Source organism: Streptomyces sp. JLYT201 (genome assembly GCF_059448825.1).
This window is the reverse complement of sequence record NZ_CM182551.1, coordinates 7,812,709-7,830,856: the sequence shown is the minus strand read 5'-3', so window position 1 is coordinate 7,830,856 and position 18,148 is coordinate 7,812,709. Positions and strand designations below refer to the sequence as shown.

Below are 18,148 nucleotides of genomic sequence, written 5' to 3'. Positions count from 1 at the left end.
TCCGCCGCGAAGCGGCGGGGCACCGCGACGGCGCGGACTGCTTCAAGCCGTCGGCGGGGCCGAAGGACGTGCGGTCCAGCCGTCGGCTACTGCGGAGCCATCCGGTCCGGCACCTCCGGGTGCTCCTTCAGCCAGGCGGCGACGGCCTGCTCCTCGTGGCCCTTGCCGCGCTTCTTGATCTCGTTCTCCAGACCCGCGAGCTCCGACTCGCTCATCTTGAACTTCTTGAACCACTTCGTGAGCTGCGGGTACTGCTCGGGGAACTTCTTGCTGGTGATCGTGCGGATCGTGTCGCCCTTGCCGAAGGCGCCCTTGGGGTCCTTCAGCTTGGTCAGGCCGTACTCGCTGTACGCCCAGTGCGGCGACCAGAGCAGGACGGCCACCGGCTCCTTCTTGGCGTACGCGCGCTTCAGCTCGGCGAGCATCGCGGGCGTCGAACCGCTGGCGATCTTGTACTCGTCCGCCAGGCCGTAGCCGGGCAGGACCTCGTCCTTGAGCTTCTGCATCACGCCGGTGCCCGGCTCGATGCCGACGATCTTGCCGTTGAAGGTGCCGCCCTTGCCCTTGAGGTCCTCCAGGGACTTCACGCCCTTCACATAGGACGGCACGGCGACCTCGAGGGAGGTCGGGCTGTACCAGGTGCCCATGTCGACGAGGTCGTCCTTGTGCTTGTCCCAGTAGTTCTTCTGGGTACTGGGCAGCCAGGCGTCGAAGTTCACGTCGATGTCGCCCTGCGCGAGGCCGGTGTAGACCGGGCCCACGTCGGACTGCGACAGCTTCATCTTGTAGCCGCGCCGCTCCAGGACGTTCTTCCACAGATACGTGACGGCCACGTCCTCGTCCCAGGGGAACCAGGCGACGTTCAGGGTCCGCTTGGCCTCGGCCGGAGCCGCGCCCTTGCCCGCGGCCACCGGGGCCCACTTGTCGACCAGGCCGGGGTTCTTCTCCAGCCAGGCGCGCACGGCCTGCCGCTGGTTGCCCTTGCCCGCCTTGTTGATCTCCGCTTCAAGACCCGTGAGCTGCTTCTCGCTCATCTTGAAGTCCTTGAGCCACTTGGCGACCTCGGGGTGATCGCCGCCGAAGCCCTTGCGGGACAGGGTGTGCACGCCGTCGCCCTTGCCCCAGGCGCCCTTGGGGTCCTCGAGCTTCTTCAGGTCGAACTCGCTGTACGCCCAGTGCGGCGACCACAGGGTCACGACGATGGGCTGCTTCTTGGCGTACGCGCGCTTGAGCTCGGCGAGCATCGCGGGCGTGGAGCCGTCGACGACCTCGAAGTCCTTCTCCAGGCCGTACTCCTTGAGCACCTTGTCCTTGAGCAGCTTCATCATGCCCGCGCTGGACTCGATGCCGATGACCTTGCCCTTGAAGGTGCCCTTCTTGCTCTTGAGGTCCTCCAGGGAGTCGACGCCCTTCATGTACGAGGGGACGGACAGCTCCAGGGACGTCGGCCCGTACCAGCGGCCGAGGTCGTCCAGCTTGTCGCCGTACTTCTCCCAGTACGAGGCGTGCGTGGTCGGCAGCCAGGAGTCCGTCTGGAAGTCGACGCTGCCCTGGGCCAGCGAGGTGTAGAGCGGGCCCGCGTCGAGCTGCTTGGCGTTCACCTTGAAGCCGCGCTGCTCCAGGATCTCCTTCCACAGGAAGGTGGAGGCGACGCCCTCGTCCCAGGGGATGTAGCCGACGTTCAGCTGCTTGCCGTGGCCGACGTTCTTGCCGTCCGCGGCGGTGGTCGCGTCGTCGTCCGAGCCGCCGAAGACGCCCACGCCGCCCGCGACGAGCGCGAGGACGACGACGCCGATCACGGCGAAGGCCGGGCGCGGCCGGTAGCTCCACAGCTTCAGGCCCTGCGCGGCGCGCGCCTTGGCGGCGGCGCGGCGGCCGAGCGGGGAGACCTGGGTGCCCAGGGACGCGGTCATGCGGTCCAGGTAGATCGCGAGGATCACGATGGAGACGCCCGACTCGGCACCGAGGCCGACGTCCAGCTGGCCGATGGACTCGTTCACGTCGGCGCCGAGGCCGCCGGTGCCGACCATGCCCGCGATGGCGGCCATGGACAGACCCAGCATGATGACCTGGTTGACACCGGCCATGATCGTCGGGAGCGCGAGCGGCAGCTGGACGCGGAACAGCACGTTGCGCGGCGTCGTACCGAACGCCTCGGCCGCCTCGACCAGCTCCTTGTCGACCTGGCGGATGCCCAGCTCGGTCATGCGCACGCCGGGGGCCAGGGCGAAGATCAGGGTCGCGACGATGCCCGCCGGGCCGCCCATGCCGAAGAACAGGATGGCCGGGATGAGGTAGATCATCGCGGGCAGCGTCTGCATCAGGTCGAGCACCGGCCGCAGCAGCGCGCTGACCCGGTTCGAGCGGGCCGCCCAGATGCCGAGGGGCACCGAGATGACCAGGGCGATGATCGTCGCCACGAGCACCAGGGACAGCGTGATCATCGCGTTGTCCCACAGTTCGAGGGAGTCGATGAACGCGAAGCCGACGAAGGTGAGGGCCCCCGCGGTCAGCCCGCGCAGCCAGAACGCGACGACGGCGAAGATGCCCGCGAGGAGCAGCGGCTCGGGCGCCTGAAGGACGTCGATGATCGTGTCGTTCATGCCGCTGAGCACGGACTCGATGAAGCTGAACAGCCAGTCGAGGTGTTTCGTGAGCCAGTCGACCGCGTCGTTGACCCAGTCGCCGAGATGAATCCTAGGCACCGCTGCTCACCTTGCCCACGCTCTTGCCGCCGTCGTCCCCGGCGTTCCGCCCGTCCTCGACCGCGTCGCCCGCGGCCTCGGCCGCGTCCTTGACCTGCGCCGGGATGACGGCGCTCACGGCGGGCTCCTGCTGCGTGGCCGGCTCCCCGAGCACGGCGAGCAGCCGCGCCCGCGGCACGACGCCGACGAGCGCGCCGTCCGCGCCGGTCACGGCGACGGCGACGCCGCTGGTGGAGCACGGCGTGAACAGCTCGATGATCGGGGTGTCCTCGGCCACCGTCGCGGGCGCGGCCTTGAGGACGTCGGCGGCGGTGCGCAGCTCGGTGCCCTCGGGCGTCGTGGTCCCGTACACGGTCTCCGGGTCGGCCATGATGGCGCCCGCGGTGAGCACCCGGGCGCGGTCCACGTCCTGCGTGAAGGCGGCGACGTAGTCGTTGGCCGGAGTGACCAGGATGTCCTCGGCGCTGCCGGTCTGGACGATGCGGCCGTCGCGCATGACGGCGATCTGGTCGCCGAGGCGCATGGCCTCGTTCAGGTCGTGGGTGATGAAGACGATGGTCTTCTTCAGCGTCTTCTGGAGTTCGAGGAGCTGGTCCTGCATGTCGCGCCGGATCAGCGGGTCGAGGGCGCTGAACGACTCGTCCATGAGCAGCAGGTCGGCGTCCGTGGCCAGGGCGCGGGCCAGGCCCACGCGCTGCTGCATACCGCCGGACAGCTCGTCGGGCCAGGACTTCTCCCAGCCCTTGAGCCCGGCGAGTTCGAGCGCCTCGGTGGCCCGGCGCTCGCGCTCCGCGCGCGGCAGGCCCTGGACCTCCAGGCCGTACGCGGCGTTCTCCAGCACGCTGCGGTGCGGGAACAGCGCGAAGTGCTGGAACACCATGCTGATCTTGCGGGACCTGACCTCGCGCAGCTCGCGAGGGCTGAGCTTCGTCAGGTCCTGGCCGTCGAAGAGCACCTGCCCGGCCGTCGGTTCCGAGAGCCCGTTGAGCATGCGCAGCAACGTGGACTTGCCGGATCCGGAGAGACCCATGACGACGAAGATCTGGCCCGGCTCGACGGTGAAGGACGCGTCGACCACCGCTGCGGTGGTCCCCTCGGCGCGCAGTTCCTCACGGTCGGCTCCGGCGCGGAGCCTGGTCACCGCGTCGTCGGGTCGTCTGCCGAACACTTTGTACAAGTGCTCGGCTTGCAGCCTGGACACATACACCTCTCGGGTCGAACGAAGACGGCCCGCCTCCCCCGCCGGCGGGCCGTGGAGCGACACGGGATCGCCCGTTCACCCGTCAAGAAGTTGAAAACGAGACGGGTCGCTCCGCGTGCGCGCCTGCCCCCGTCGGCACCACCCAAACCAGGAAGTGTCCCAGGTCACAAAAGGCCCCACTTGTCCCGAGTGCCGGTGTCCGGCCGGGCGGGCCCTGGGGCGCCCCCGCGAGGCCCCGCCGCCCGTGCGGCAAGATGCACCCGTGACCCACCAAACCCGACGGCTCATGCTGCTCGACACGGCGTCCCTGTACTTCCGGGCCTACTTCGGCGTCCCCGAATCCGTGAAGGCCCCGGACGGCACTCCGGTCAACGCGGTCCGCGGCCTGCTCGAATTCATCACCCGCCTCGTCCAGGACCACCGCCCGGACGACCTGGTCGCCTGCATGGACGCGGACTGGCGCCCGCACTGGCGCGTGGAGCTGATCCCCTCGTACAAGGCGCACCGCGTGGCGCAGGAGTCCCCGGAGAGCTCTGCGGCCCCGGACGTCGAGGAGACCCCGGACACGCTCTCCCCCCAGGTGCCGGTCATCGAGGAGGTCCTGGACGCCCTCGGGATCGCCCGCGTCGGCGTCGCGGCGTACGAGGCGGACGACGTGATCGGCACGTATGCGGCCCGCGCCACCGGCCCGGTCGACATCGTCACGGGCGACCGCGACCTGTTCCAGCTGGTGGACGACGCCCGCGGCATCCGCGTCCTGTACCCGCTCAAGGGCGTCGGCACCCTCCAGATGACCGACGAGGCCCTGCTGCGCGAGAAGTACGGCGTGAACGGACCGGGCTATGTGGACCTGGCCCTGCTGCGCGGCGACCCCAGCGACGGCCTGCCCGGCGTGCCCGGCATCGGCGAGAAGACCGCGGCGAAGCTGCTCGACGCCTTCGGCGACCTGGCCGGGATCATGGCGGCGGTGGACGACCCGACGTCCAAGCTGACGCCGTCGCAGCGCAAGCGCCTGGACGAGGCCCGCCCGTACGTGGCCGTCGCGCCGACGGTGGTGCGGGTCGCGAGCGACGTGCCGCTGCCGGATGTGGACGTCGCGCTTCCGCACGCGCCGCGCGATCCGGCCGCCCTGGACGCGCTCGCCGCCCGCTGGGGCCTCGGAGGTTCGCTCGGCCGACTGCTGGCCACGCTCGAGGCGTGAGCAGGGGCCGGATGTTAGGTTAGGTGAACCTAACAAGCTGGATCAGGGGAGGCACACCATGGCAGAGCGGCCCGCACGCAAGAGTCCCACGCCTCATGTCGCGCAGGTCGTCCGCACCGAACGGCTCACCCCCCACATGCAGCGGGTGGTCCTCGGCGGCGACGGCCTGGCGGAGTTCACGGCCGGCGACTGCACCGACCACTACGTGAAGCTCCTGTTCGCCCCCGCGGGCGTGACCTACCCCGAGCCGTTCGACCTCCAGCGCATCCGCGAGGAGCTGCCGCGCGAGCAGTGGCCCGTCACGCGTACGTACACCGTGCGCTGGTGGGACCCCAAGACGCGCGAGCTGGCCCTGGACTTCGTCGTCCACGGCGACCAGGGCCTCGCCGGGCCCTGGTCGCTGCGCGCCGAGCCGGGCGACACGGTGCGCCTGCTCGGCCCCGGCGGGGCCTACGCCCCGGACCCGGCCGCCGACTGGCATCTGCTCGCCGGTGACGAGAGCGCGCTGCCCGCGATCGCCGCCGCCCTCGAAGCCCTGCCGGAGGGCTGCGAGGTCCGCGCCTTCGTGGAGGTCGAGGGCCCCGAGGAGGAGCAGGCGATCGCCACCGGCGCGGAGGTCGTCTGGCTGCACCGCGCGGGCCGCCCGGTCGGCCAGGCCCTGGTCGAGGCCGTGCGCGCCCTGGACTTCCCCACGGGCACCCCGCACGTCTTCGTGCACGGCGAGGCGGGCTTCGTGAAGGAACTGCGCCGCGTCCTGCGCGTCGAGCACCAGATCCCGCGCGAGCGCCTGTCCATCTCCGGCTACTGGCGCCTCGGCCACAACGAGGACGGCTGGCAGGCCTCCAAGCGCGACTGGAACGCCCAGGTGGAGGCCGAGCAGGAAGCGGCCTGACCACCGCGCCCCGCCCGCGGCTCCGGCACCGGGGCCGGTCCCCTCTCCCGCGGGGTCCGGCCCCGGCTACGCGCGGATCCGCGCGTGCAGATGCATGTCGTGCCAGCCGTCCCCGTGCAGGACCGCGCTGCGCTGGACACCTTCGGCGACGTAGCCCGTCTTCAGGGCCACGCGGCAGGACGCCTCGTTGAGCGTGGAGTGGCGCAGTTCGAGGCGGTGGAAGCCGAGGCCCTCGAAGGCCCAGGTGGTCAGCGCCGCCACCGCGCGCGGGGCCACGCCCCGGCCGCGGGCGCGCGGCATGGTCCAGTAGGCCATCTCCGCCTGGCCGTCGATGAAGTTGATCATGCGCAGGGCGACCCGGCCGAGGACCTCGTCGGTGTCCGCGTCGACGGCGGCCCACTGGGCACTGGTCTCCTCCTCGTACTCCGTGCGCCAGGTCGCCAGCCACTGGCGGACCTCCTCCTCGGAGTCGGCCACGCGCGCGTGCCAGCGCTGGAGGACGGGGTCCTGGAAGGCCTCGTAGACGGCGGGCGCGTCCTTGTCGGCCCAGGGGCGCAGAAGGAGGCCGCCGGAGGCGGGCAGGGTCGGCTGCGCCCGGCCCGCGAGGGCACCGGGCTCGACCGCGTTCGAGATCATGAAGGGCATGCCCCTCATAGTGCTGCCGGAGGCCGTCGCGGCACAGCGGTTTTCGCCCCCGCACCCGGGCCGCCCCGCGGGCCGCGCCCGACGACCGCCCCGTACGCTGGGCCGACGTGAGACGAAAGCCCCGCGTGCCCCCGGCACCGCTCCCCCAGCGCGACGGCGTCGACCCGGTGCGGGTGCGCCTCCCGGCGGACGGCACCTGGGCGACCGTGCGCGACCACCTGGTGGCGCGGCTCGCGGCCGAACCGGGTGTCGTCGACCGGATGCTGCGCGAGGGCCGGATCGTCGGCGCCGACGGCACGCCGCTCGCACCGGACACCCCGTACGCGGCGGGCCTGTACGTGTGGTTCCACCGGGATCTGCCCGCCGAGCCCCGGGTGCCGGGCGACCTCACCGTCGTGTACCGCGACGAGCACATCGTCGTCGCCGACAAGCCGCACTTCCTCGCGACCATGCCGCGCGGCAGCCACGTGACGCAGACCGCGCTCGCCCGGCTGCGCGCCGAACTCGGCATCCCCGCGCTCGGCGCCGCGCACCGCCTGGACCGGCTCACCGCCGGGCTGCTGCTGCTCACCGTGCGGCCCGAGGAGCGCGGCGCGTACCAGACCCTCTTCGCCGACCGGCGCGTGCACAAGGAGTACGAGGCCGTGGCCGCGTACGACCCGGCCGTCGCGCTGCCCCGCACCGTCCGCAGCCACATCGTCAAGGAGCGCGGCGTGCTCGCCGCGTACGAGGTGCCGGGCGCCGGGCCCAACAGCGAGAGCCGGGTCGAACTGCTCGCGCACGACGGCCGCATCGGGCGCTACCGGCTCGTCCCGCACACCGGCCGCACCCATCAGCTGCGCGTCCACATGAACGCCCTCGGCCTGCCCCTGCTCGGCGACCCGCTCTACCCGGCGGTGCTCCCCGCGGTGGCGCCGGACGACTTCCGGCGCCCGCTGCAACTCCTCGCCCGCTCCCTGGAGTTCACGGACCCGCTCACGGGCGCGGCGCACCGCTTCGTCAGCGAGCGGGTCCTGGAGGCCTGGTCGTCGTACGGGACGTGGGCCGACGGCTGAGCGGCCGCTAGTAGCCCCGCCACCACTCCAGGAAGCGCCGCCACGCGCCCTTGCGGCGGACGAGCGCCGGAGCGGCCGCCGGGGCCGCGGGGGCGCTCGCCGCGGGCTGCGGCGCCGGGGCCGCCGGCGGAACCTGCGCCTCCGGCATCGGCGACGACACCTCCCAGCTCGTGCGCGGCGTCGGCACCTGCGCCATGGGCCGGGCAGTGACGTCCTGCGGCGGCCGCTTGCCGAACGTCACCGGAAGCGCCACCAGATGCCGCGACAGGATCGACGAGCGCCAGGACAGCTCGGCCTCGTCCACGGCCAGTTCGACGTCCGGCAGCCGCATCAGGAGCGCGTCCACCCCGGTGTCGGCGATGGCGCGCCCGATGTCCTGGCCCGGGCACTCGTGCGGCCCGCCGCTGAAGGCGAGGTGGGAGCGGTTGCCCTGCATGTTGGCGGACAGGTCGGGGCGCACGACCGGGTCGACGTTGCCGGGCTGGATGCCGAGCAGGAGGCCGTCGCCCGCCTTGATCTGCTGGCCGCCGAGCTGGGTGTCCTGCTTGGCGAAGTAGCCGACCATCGCGCTGAACGGCGGCTCGTCCCACAGCGACTGCTCGACCGCCTCGGGGACGGTCATCTGGCCGCCGCTGAGCTGGGCGCGGAAGCGCGGGTCGGTGAGCACCATCCGCAGCACGTTCGCGATGAGGTTCGCCGTCGCCTCGTACGCGGCGATGAGCACGAGGCGCAGGTGCTCCGCCATCTCGGTGTCGGTGAGCTGCTGCGGCTGGGCGATGAGGGCGCTGGTGAAGTCCTCCTCGGGCTGGGCGCGACGGCGCACCACGTGCCGGGTGAGGGCCTCCATCACGTACGCGTTGCTGGCGATGGCCGTCTCGGTGCCCTTGATCATGTCGCGGGCGGCCTGCACCATGCGGTCGCTGTAGTCCTCGGGCATGCCGAGCACGTGCAGCATCACCATCATCGGCAGGTGCTCGGCGAACTGGCCGACCAGATCGGCCTCGCCCTTCTCGCAGATGCCGTTGAGGAGCTTGTTGCTGTAGCGGTTGATGTGGCGGCGGATACCGCGGTGGTCGAGGCCCGCCATGGCGCCGGTGACCGCGCCGCGCAGCCGCTGGTGCTCGGCGCCCTCGGCGAAGCTGCACATCGGCTGCCAGGTGAACACGGGCGCGAGCGGGTGGTCGGGGCCCGCCGTGCCGTCCTTGACCGCGCTCCACACGCGGGAGTCGCGGGTGTACTGCGAGGGCGTGCGCACCATGTGCAGGTTCTCGCTGTGGCCGAGGACCGCCCAGACGCGTACGTCGTTGTGGATCAGCGCGGGGGCCACGGGGCCGTGCTCGGCGCGCAGCTTCTCGTACACGCCCGCGAGGTCCTCGTCGGCCTCGGGTCCGTACAGACGGCGCAGTCCGTCCGGGCCGAGCGACGCGCCGTGGTGCGCGGGGCAGCCGGGCGGCGCCGCGGTGCCGGCCGTGGGGCCGGACGAGGCGGGAGAGGGAGGTGAGGAGGGAGTCGTCACGGTGGTCGCTCCGGGGTCGCGAAGGGTCGTGCGGCCGGGCCTAGGCCCGGGCCATGGCGAGGGAGTGCAGATAGTGCATGAGGGTGAGGAGCGCGTCGCGGCTGGAGGAGCGCCGCCGCGCGTCGCAGTGCACGATCGGCACCTCCTTCTCCAGGTCGAGTGCCGTACGCAGGGCCTCGACGGGGTGCCGGGGCGCGTCCGGGAAGTCGTTCACGGCGATGATGAACGGGACGCCGCGCTCCTCCAGGCGGCCTATCACGTCGAAGCTCACTTCGAGGCGGCGCGTGTCGATGAGCACGACCGCACCGAGGGCGCCTTCGAAGAGGCCGTTCCACAGGAACCAGAACCGCTCCTGGCCGGGGGTGCCGAACAGATAGAGGACCAGTTCGTCCGAGATGCTGATGCGCCCGAAGTCCATGGCGACGGTCGTGGCGGTCTTGGTCTCGGAGCCGTAGTTGTCGTCGACGCCGATGCCGGCCTGTGTCATGGTCTCTTCGGTGGTCAGCGGGCGGATCTCGCTGACGGAGCCCACCATCGTGGTCTTGCCGACCCCGAAGCCGCCCACGATGACGATCTTGACCGCGGCGGCGGCCGTGGCGGGCAGGACGTCCTGCCCGCGCGGCCCGGCACCGGCGCCGGAGGTGAGCGTGTCAGAGCTTTTGAAGTCCATGCATCACCGCTTCGAGGAGGGAACGGTCGGGGAGCGCGGAGCGCACGAGCGGAGCGCGCGCCTGCACTAAGTCCGCCGCGAGCAGCTCCGTGAGGAGCACGGTCACCACGCTGAACGGCAGCACCAGATAGGCCGAGAGCTCCGCCACGGACAGCGGGGTCCGGCACAGGCGCAGCAGGGCGGAGTGCTCCGGCTGCGCCGTCGGCGACGGCTGTCCTTTGGCGACGATCAGCGTGACCAGGTCGAGCGGTGCCCGCTCGGAGTCCTCACCGGTGAGGATGTAGAGCCGCGCCGGGTTGGCGGCGGGATCCTGGCTGCGGCGCTCCCGCTGCGCGGTTACCTCGGCCTGGAAGCGGGGGTCGTGGGGATCGTCGTACGGGGGGTCTTGCGGATGAGTCATACGGCCTGCCCGTCTCGCCGCGGCGGGCTCGTCAGATGGGCGCCGATGCGCACGACGAGGTCCCGCATGCGGTTGCCGATCAGGCCCGCGTCCACGGTCTCGTCGGCGAGTACGGCCAGGAAGGCTCCCGCACCCGCGGCCATCATGTAGAAGTAGCCGCCGTTGACCTCGATGATGACCATGCGCATCTTGCCGTCGCTCTCCGGGATCTCGGTGGCGACGGCCGCGGCGAGGCTCTGGAGTCCCGCACAGGCGGCGGCGAGGCGGTCGGCGCCGTCCGGGTCGCCGCCGTGGCGCGCGATGCGCAGGCCGTCGGCGGAGAGCACCACGATCTGCCGGGTGCCGTGCACGCCGTCGGCGAGCTCCTTGAGCATCCAGTCGAAGTTGGCACGCTGCTGGATCACTTCCAGCCCCCCTCGTCGGCGTGGTCGGTGCTGCCGTGGTCGTTCTCGGTGCGGTTCTGCTGCGGGGCCGCCGGGCCGTCCGGCCGCTCGGCCGTGTCCTCGCCGTTGACGCCCTTCATGAAGGCCTCGATCCACAGACCGGGCTCGGGCTCCTCCTTCTGGGCGGGCGGGCTCGCGGCCTGCGGGGGCGCGGCGGCCATGGCCGCCTCGGCGCGCCGCTGTGCCTCCGCCTCCTGCGCGTAGCGCTGGCTGAGGGGCATCTTGACTCGACTCCTGCGCTGGGGAAGGCCGTTGGCCGTCCACTCGGTGACTTCGGGGATCTCGTCCTCCATGGACGCGGTGAGCGGCATGGAGGGGCGCGGCACGGTGGTGACCTTGCGCGGCTTCTTGCGCCGGATGTCGCGGGCCTCCTCGATGACCGTGCCGTCGGCGTTGACGCGCGGCACCGCGGAGGCGCCGATGCCGTGCGCGAGGCCGTGCGCGGGCTCGGCGGTGAGCATGTCGCGCGGCACGATCAGGACGGCGCGCACGCCGCCGTAGGCGGACTGCCGCAGGGAGACCTGCATGTTGTACATCTGCGAGAGCCGCCCCACGACCGCCATGCCGAGCCGCGGGGTCTCGCCGAGGTCGTTCAGGTCCATGCCCTGCTGGGCCTGTTCGAGCATGCGCTCGGCGCGGCCGCGGGCCTCCTCGCTGAGGCTGACGCCGCCGTCCTCGATCTCGATGGCGATGCCGGTCTGCACCTCGACCGCGGTGACGTGCACCCGGGTCTGCGGCGGGGAGTAGCGGGTGGCGTTGTCGAGGAGTTCGGCGCAGGCGTGGATGAGCGGCTCGACCTTGGTGCCGTGGATGGCGACCTTGGCGATGGAGTGCAGATCGACGCGCTGGTACTCCAGGATGCGGGACATGGCGCCGCGCAACACGCTGAACAGCGGGACGGGCTTGGGCCACTGCCGGCCCGGCCGGGCCCCGCCGAGGACCGTGATCGAGTCGGCGAGACGGCCGATGAGGGCCGTGCCGTGGTCGATGCGCAGCAGGTCGTCGAAGACCTCGGGGTTGCGGCCGTGGAACTCCTCCATCTCACGGAGTTCCGCGGCCTGTTGGTGGACGATGGACTGCACGCGGCGGGCGATGTTGACGAAGGCGCGCTGGGCGTTCTCGCGCATCGCCTCCTCGCGGTCCAGGATGTCCAGGATGGAGCGAAGGAGCACGCGCTGCGAGAGCGGCAGACGGCGGTTGGTCTCGTCGCCGTCGATGACGTGGCGGACGACCTCAGAGGGAGCCTCGCCCTGCCGGACCCGGTAGAGGGTCTCGGGCAGCAGCTCCTGGCCGAGTCGTTCGGTGTCCTCGTCGATGGCCGCGATGCGCCGCTCCAGGTGGGCGACCCGCTCCGCGTGACTCCTGCGCAGCTCCCGGATGATGCGGGCGCGGCGTGCGGCCTCGGCGCCGACGGCGATCACCACGAGCGTGGCGACGGCGCCGCACCAGGCCACGGCGGTCCGGGCCGGGGCCGCGACGACGGCGACGGCGGCTCCGGTCGCCGCGGCCATCACCATGGCGGGCAGCAACAGCACGCGTGCGTAAGGGACTTCTCGGCCACCGGGAGGCGATTGAACACTCACCATGTATGCCCTCTGAACACTCGTCTTGGGGGGAGGAAGTTGGGGGGAAGGGGGATGTGCACGGGGTGGTGCGTGGGGTTCGGGTGGTGCCTGGGAAATCTGGTGGTGCGCGGGGGTTCAGGTAGTACCTGGAAAAACGACGTGGTGCGCGGGGAGTTCGCCATGTGGGGGGAGTGCGTGGGGAGTTCTGCATGTGAAGGTGGTACGTGGGGGTTTCGACACATACAGCAAAGCGAAGTATCGAACTAGCAGCCTTAAAGCACGAACAAGTGCGCGAATCTGTCGCAACTCGTTCAACTCGTCGCGCTCCGGGCGAGCTTAGTCCGCTCGCATCACGCTGGAGTCATATTCGGCAACCCTCTGCGAGCGCCCGCCAACACGCCTACACTCAGCTTTATTTACACGCATCGCGATCACTCGAACGCGCGGGGTGATGGCGTCGAACGGCGGCGTGCGAGCGCCGCCGCCCCGCCCACCGCCGCATCCCGACCGCCTGTACGACCCCCGGCCTCCCCCGCGTGTACGAGGCCGACGTCAACCCCCGGCGCCCGCGGCGGCCCCGGCCGGTACGCGAGTGGCCCCCGCCGAGTCACCCGGCGGGGGCCACACCCTTCGCTCACCGTCCGCGCCGACGGCGCCGCGCTCAGCCGACGGAGCTGTACGCCACCACTCCGCGAAGGAGCTGGTCGACCGCCTTGCGGGCGTTCCGCGCGACCGTGCCGCCCTCGCCGGAGGCCGCCGCGGAGATCTGCCCGAGCACGTCGATGACCTGCTTGCACCAGCGCACGAAGTCACCGGCGGGCATCTCCGCCTCGCGCAGCACCTCGTCGAGCCCCTTGCCGCTCGCCCACATGTACGCCGCCCAGGCGAAGCCCAGGTCGGGCTCGCGCTGGCCGACGCCCTCGGTCTGGCTGATCCGGAACTCCTCCTCGAGCGCGTCGAGGCGGCCCCAGATGCGGACCGTCTCGCCGAGCGCGGCCTTGGCCTTGCCGGAGGGCAGCTTGGGCGCGAGCGCGTCGTCGCTGAGCCGCGCCTCGTACACCAACGCCGAGACGCACGCGGCCAGTTCGGCGGGGTCGAGGCCCTCCCACACCCTGGCGCGCAGGCACTCGCTCGCCAGGAGGTCCAGCTCGCCGTAGAGCCGGGCGAGGCGCTTGCCGTGCTCGGTGACCTCGTCGCCGCGCAGATAGTCCAGCTCGGTGAGGAGGGCGACGATGCGGTCGAAGGTGCGCGCCACGGTGTTCGTCCGGCCCTCGATGCGGCGCTCCAGCTGGTGCGTGTCGCGCTTGAGGCGGTGGTAGCGCTCGGCCCAGCGGGCGTGGTCCTCGCGCTCGTCGCAGCCGTGGCAGGGGTGGGCGCGCAGCTCGGTGCGCAGCCGGGCGATCTCCCGGTCGTCGGCGGCGGCCGCGCGGCCCTTGCGGTGCCGCTCGGGCGCGATGTGCCCGGCCTTGGTGCGCAGCGCGGAGGCCAGGTCGCGCCGGGACTGCGGGGAGCGGGCGTTGAACGACTTGGGGATGCGCATCCGCTCCACGGGCTCCACCGGCACCGGGAAGTCCATCGCCGCGAGCCGCTTGACCTGCCGCTCGGCGGTGAGCACCAGGGGGCGCGGGCCGTCCTGGTGGTCGAAGCCGCGGTGGCCGTTGGCCCGCCCGGCGGGCAGGCCGGGGTCGAGGACCAGGGCGAGGCCCGCGTACTTGCCCGTCGGCACGTGGATCACGTCGCCCGGCTTGAGCTTCTCCAGGGCGGCCGCCGCGGCGGCCCTGCGCTGCACGACGCCCTGCTTGGCCAGCTCGGTCTCGCGGTCCTTGAGCTCCCTGCGCAGCCGCGCGTACTCCTCGAAGTCGCCGAGGTGGCAGGTCATGGAGGCCTTGTAGCCCTCCAGGCCCTCCTCGTTGCGCTGCACCTGGCGGGAGATGCCGACGACCGAGCGGTCGGCCTGGAACTGCGCGAAGGACGTCTCCAGGAGCTCGCGCGAGCGGTGGCGGCCGAACTGCGCGACCAGATTCACCGCCATGTTGTACGACGGCTTGAAGCTGGAGCGCAGCGGATAGGTGCGCGTGCCCGCGAGGCCCGCCAGGTGCTCGGGACTCATGGCGCGCTGCCAGAGCACCACCGCGTGGCCCTCGACGTCGATGCCCCGGCGCCCGGCGCGGCCGGTCAGCTGGGTGTACTCGCCCGGGGTGATGTCGGCGTGCTGCTCGCCGTTCCACTTCACGAGCTTTTCCAGGACGACGCTGCGCGCGGGCATGTTGATGCCGAGCGCGAGGGTCTCCGTGGCGAAGACGGCCTTGACCAGACCGCGGACGAACAGCTCCTCCACGACTTCCTTGAAGGTGGGCAGCATGCCCGCGTGGTGGGCGGCGATGCCGCGCTCCAGGGCCTCCAGCCACTCGTAGTACCCGAGGACGTGCAGGTCCTCGTTCGGAATGGAGGCCGTGCGCTCCTCGACCAGTTCGCGGACCGCCAGGCGCGCCGTGTCGTCGTTCAGCCGCAGGCCCGCGTACAGGCACTGCTGGACGGCGGCCTCGCAGCCCGCGCGGCTGAAGATGAACGTGATGGCGGGCAGCAGGCCCTCGGCGTCGAGCCGCTCGATGACTTCGGGGCGCGAGGGCGTCCAGATCCGGGACCGCTGGCGGCGCTCGCGCTCGCGGTCGGCCTCGCGGACCATCTTGCCCTTGCGGCGCTCGCGCGGGTTGTACCCCCGGCTGGCCTCCATGCGGGCCATGCGGGTCAGGTCGGGGTTGACCGTCTTGCGGCGGCCCTCCTCCTCGAAGAGGTCGTACATCCGGCGGCCGGCGAGGACGTGCTGGAACAGCGGGACCGGCCGGTGCTCGGAGACGATCACTTCGGTGTCGCCCCGGACCGTGTCGAGCCAGTCGCCGAACTCCTCGGCGTTCGACACCGTGGCCGAGAGGGAGACCAGGGTGACCGACTCCGGCAGGTGGATGATCACTTCCTCCCAGACGGCGCCGCGGAAGCGGTCCGAGAGGTAGTGCACCTCGTCCATGACCACGTGGCCGAGGCCGAGCAGGGACTGGGAGCCCGCGTACAGCATGTTCCGCAGGACCTCGGTGGTCATGACGACCACCGGCGCCTCGGAGTTGACGCTGTTGTCACCGGTGAGCAGGCCGACCCTCTCCGCGCCGTAGCGCTTGGCGAGGTCGGCGTACTTCTGGTTGGAGAGCGCCTTGATCGGCGTGGTGTAGAAGCACTTCTTGCCCTGCTGGAGGGCGAGGTGCACGGCGAACTCGCCGACGATCGTCTTGCCGGAGCCCGTGGGCGCGGCGACCAGCACCCCCTTGCCCGCCTCGAGTGCCTGACAGGCCTCGATCTGGAAGGGGTCGAGGCCGAATTCGTACATCCCGCGGAAGGACGCGAGTGCGGTGGCCTGCTCGGCAGCGCGCTGCCGCGCTGCCGCATATCGCTCGGCCGGTGAGAGGTCCTCTGTCATCGTGCTTTCGAGCCTACCGGCCACCGCTGACATCGGACGATCAATATCGGGGTCGACGGAAACGCTCCAGGTCAGGGGCGGGGCTCCCCGTCGGGAGCCGCCCCTTCAGGGGCCGAGGACCCGGACGGCCGCGGGGACGCACTCCGCCGTCAGGGGCAGCGCCCCGAGCCGCTCCCCGTCGGCGTACGCGGTGACGTCCGGGGCCGCGAGCTCGACCTTCGCGGCGCGGTGCACGGTGACCTTGGGATGGCCCAGATGCGTTCCTCGGTAGACCCGTGGGAACACCGTCAGGAGCGTGGTGCGGCTACAGGCGCCGACGACCGTGACGTCGAAGAGGCCGTCGCTCATGTCGGCCCCGGCGCAGATCCGCATGCCGCCCCCGTACGAGGAGCCGTTGCCGACCGCGACCAGCGTGGCCTCGATCTCGCGCACCGCGCCGCCGTCGAGGGTAAGGCGGTACGGGATGGGCTTGAGGGCGGCGAGTTCGGCGACCATCGCCAGGTCGTACTTGAAGCGTCCGGTGGGCCTGCGCATGCGGTTGCCGCGGTCGTTGACCCGCGAGTCGAAGCCGGAGGCGAGGACCGTGCCGAACCAGGTCTCCCCCACCCGGCCGAGGTCGACGTCCCGCGTCCGGGCGCCCTTGAGCGCGTCGGCGACCAGCGCCCCGGCGGCCGCGGGCGCGCGCACGGGCAGGCCGAGGGCGCGCGCGAAGTCGTTGCCCGTGCCCACGGCGATCACGCCGAGCGGGGTGCGGGTCCCGGCGACGGCCTGGAGGGCGAGGCTCGCCATGCCGTCGCCGCCGACGGCTATCAGCGCCCCGGTGCCGCCGTCGACGGCGGCACGGGCCCGGCGCAGCGCGTCCCCGGCGTCCTCGCCGATGACGGTGCGCACCGAGAAGCCGGACGCGCGCAGCGCCGCGGCGGCGGGCTGGGCGGCGTGCGCGCCGCGGCCGCGGCCCGCGGTGGGATTCACGAAGAGGGTGATCTCGCTGGTCACTGGGCGGACCCTACACAGCGCGCCGCCCGGCAACCAGAAGGGGCCGGACGCGATGGGCGTCCGGCCCCTGTGCTGTGCTGCGCTCCCGATGACGCCGGGGGTCAGGTGACGTCGTCGTAGCCGTTGTACTTCGACGAGCGGCCGCTGTCGCCGTTCACCTGCTCCGGCACGGTCCTGGCCGCGGGGACGGGCTCGCTGTCGTCCACCGGCTGCGGCGTGAGGTCGAGCTCGGAGGCCTCGTCGTCGTCCAGCTCCGCGTCCGGGTCGGCGCGGCGGCGACGCTTGTCGTTGAGGATGGAGAAGCCGACGGCCAGGAAGTACAGGACCACGATGGGGCCCGCGAGGGCGATCATGCCGAACGGGTCGGTCGTCGGCGTCGCCACGGCGCCGAAGACGAACACGCCCATCACGACCCCGCGCCACCAGGTGAGCATGCGGCGGCCGGTGACGATGCCCGTCATGTTCAGCATGACGAGCAGCAGGGGCAGTTCGAAGGAGACACCGAAGACCAGGACCATCCGGACGCTGAAGTCCAGGATCTTGTCCATCGGCAGGATGTTCTCCGAGCCGTCCGGAGTGATGCTCAGCAGCACCCGCATGCTGATGGGCATGATCTCGTACGCCAGCCAGGCGCCGCCGAAGAACAGCGGCACGGCCGCGGCGACGAAGGCATAGGTGTACTTGCGCTCGTGCTTGTGCAGTCCGGGCGCGACGAAGGCCCAGAGCTGGTACAGCCAGACGGGGCTGGCCACCACGACACCGACCATGAGGGAGACCTTCACCGTCGTGGTGAACGGCGAGAGCAGGTCCATGTACGCGACCTTGGCGCAGACGCCGCCCGTGGTGGGCTTTCCGTCCTCGCAGCGCGGCACGGGGTCGGAGAGGAACTCCATGAGTTCCTCGCTGTAGAACGCGGCGATGATCGACACGACGACGATCGCCAGCATTCCCTTCGCGAGCCGGTTGCGGAGCTCACGCAAATGGTCCGCGAGGGGCATCCGCCCCTCGGGGTCCCTCTCCTTCTTGCGGGCAGACTTGAGCAACCCACGTCCTCATCTCGTGCGGCAGGCCGACCGCCGGGGCCGGCCTTGGGTCAGCGCTTCGTCGTGTGGTCGGTCGGCTCGGCGACCGGACGGGAGCTGCTCACATCGCCGGGAGCCGCCTGGATGGTGCGCTGCTGCGGAGCGGTCGTGTCGGCGGGCGGGTCGGCCGGGGCGGCCTCGTCCTGCTTGCCGTCCGACTTCATCGCCTTGGCCTCGCTCTTGAGGATGCGCGCCGACTTGCCGAGGGACCGGGCCATGTCCGGGAGCTTCTTCGCACCGAAGAGCAGGACCAGGATGACGAGGATCAGGATGATCTCGGTGGGGCCGAGCCTACCCATAGCTGTCTA

General features: G+C 71.6%; 15 protein-coding genes. 3 read left to right on the top strand and 12 right to left on the bottom strand.

Annotation, left to right across the window (positions count from 1 at the left end; translation table 11 throughout):
• Positions 1–86: 86 nt before the first annotated feature.
• Both AC5WAM_RS33315 and AC5WAM_RS33310 read right to left on the bottom strand, forming a co-directional pair.
• Entirely contained in the window at positions 87–2,705 is a 2,619-nt protein-coding gene (locus AC5WAM_RS33315) for an ABC transporter permease/substrate binding protein (RefSeq protein WP_495519802.1), read from the bottom strand.
• Positions 2,698–3,906 carry a quaternary amine ABC transporter ATP-binding protein gene (locus AC5WAM_RS33310; RefSeq protein WP_495519801.1) on the bottom strand — a complete coding sequence of 403 codons (1,209 nt, stop codon included), beginning with the start codon at positions 3,904–3,906 and terminating at the stop codon, positions 2,698–2,700. The genes AC5WAM_RS33315 and AC5WAM_RS33310 overlap by 8 nt, the downstream gene beginning before the upstream one ends.
• A 286-nt stretch (positions 3,907–4,192) precedes the next feature.
• Here AC5WAM_RS33310 and AC5WAM_RS33305 point away from each other — a divergent pair, with 286 nt between their 5' ends.
• Positions 4,193–5,107 carry a 5'-3' exonuclease gene (locus AC5WAM_RS33305; protein ID WP_495523692.1) on the top strand — a complete coding sequence of 305 codons (915 nt, stop codon included), beginning with the start codon at positions 4,193–4,195 and terminating at the stop codon, positions 5,105–5,107.
• 58 nt (positions 5,108–5,165) lie between these two features.
• Positions 5,166–5,999, top strand: a complete 834-nt coding sequence (locus tag AC5WAM_RS33300; RefSeq protein ID WP_366789699.1) for a siderophore-interacting protein — start codon at positions 5,166–5,168, stop codon at positions 5,997–5,999.
• Positions 6,000–6,065: 66 nt separating this feature from the next.
• Here the strand turns inward: AC5WAM_RS33300 and AC5WAM_RS33295 are convergent, their stop codons facing one another.
• Positions 6,066–6,644, bottom strand: coding sequence for a GNAT family N-acetyltransferase (locus tag AC5WAM_RS33295; RefSeq protein ID WP_366789698.1), 579 nt, complete (start codon positions 6,642–6,644; stop codon positions 6,066–6,068).
• A 107-nt stretch (positions 6,645–6,751) separates the two neighbouring features.
• Here AC5WAM_RS33295 and AC5WAM_RS33290 point away from each other — a divergent pair, with 107 nt between their 5' ends.
• Positions 6,752–7,699: a pseudouridine synthase gene (locus tag AC5WAM_RS33290; protein ID WP_495519800.1), complete on the top strand. Its 948-nt coding sequence runs from the start codon at positions 6,752–6,754 to the stop codon at positions 7,697–7,699.
• A 7-nt stretch (positions 7,700–7,706) separates the two neighbouring features.
• On the opposite strand, the gene AC5WAM_RS33285 is transcribed toward AC5WAM_RS33290, so the two are convergent.
• The 9 genes from AC5WAM_RS33285 to tatA all read right to left on the bottom strand — a co-directional run bounded on the left by AC5WAM_RS33285 (position 7,707) and on the right by tatA (position 18,139).
• The gene (locus AC5WAM_RS33285; protein ID WP_495519799.1) at positions 7,707–9,215 is read right to left on the bottom strand and encodes a cytochrome P450; all 1,509 of its coding nucleotides are present in this window, start codon (positions 9,213–9,215) and stop codon (positions 7,707–7,709) included.
• Between the two features lie 40 nt (positions 9,216–9,255).
• Complete coding sequence (locus AC5WAM_RS33280; protein WP_495519798.1) at positions 9,256–9,885, bottom strand: GTP-binding protein; 630 nt, start codon at positions 9,883–9,885, stop codon at positions 9,256–9,258.
• Positions 9,866–10,285, bottom strand: a complete 420-nt coding sequence (locus AC5WAM_RS33275; protein ID WP_366789695.1) for a DUF742 domain-containing protein — start codon at positions 10,283–10,285, stop codon at positions 9,866–9,868. The genes AC5WAM_RS33280 and AC5WAM_RS33275 overlap by 20 nt, the downstream gene beginning before the upstream one ends.
• Positions 10,282–10,689: a roadblock/LC7 domain-containing protein gene (locus AC5WAM_RS33270; protein WP_138958684.1), complete on the bottom strand. Its 408-nt coding sequence runs from the start codon at positions 10,687–10,689 to the stop codon at positions 10,282–10,284. Before AC5WAM_RS33270 ends, AC5WAM_RS33275 begins: the two co-directional genes overlap by 4 nt.
• Complete coding sequence (locus tag AC5WAM_RS33265; RefSeq protein WP_366789694.1) at positions 10,686–12,314, bottom strand: ATP-binding protein; 1,629 nt, start codon at positions 12,312–12,314, stop codon at positions 10,686–10,688. The genes AC5WAM_RS33270 and AC5WAM_RS33265 overlap by 4 nt, the downstream gene beginning before the upstream one ends.
• A gap of 640 nt (positions 12,315–12,954) precedes the next feature.
• Positions 12,955–15,762 carry a DEAD/DEAH box helicase gene (locus AC5WAM_RS33260; RefSeq protein ID WP_495519797.1) on the bottom strand — a complete coding sequence of 936 codons (2,808 nt, stop codon included), beginning with the start codon at positions 15,760–15,762 and terminating at the stop codon, positions 12,955–12,957.
• Between the two features lie 105 nt (positions 15,763–15,867).
• A complete protein-coding gene (locus AC5WAM_RS33255) occupies positions 15,868–16,758 on the bottom strand; it encodes a diacylglycerol kinase (RefSeq protein WP_495519796.1) in 891 nt (296 codons plus the stop codon).
• Between the two features lie 101 nt (positions 16,759–16,859).
• Complete coding sequence (tatC, locus tag AC5WAM_RS33250; RefSeq protein ID WP_495519795.1) at positions 16,860–17,801, bottom strand: twin-arginine translocase subunit TatC; 942 nt, start codon at positions 17,799–17,801, stop codon at positions 16,860–16,862.
• 50 nt (positions 17,802–17,851) lie between these two features.
• Positions 17,852–18,139, bottom strand: coding sequence for a Sec-independent protein translocase subunit TatA (tatA, locus tag AC5WAM_RS33245; RefSeq protein ID WP_138958688.1), 288 nt, complete (start codon positions 18,137–18,139; stop codon positions 17,852–17,854).
• Positions 18,140–18,148 lie beyond the last annotated feature (9 nt).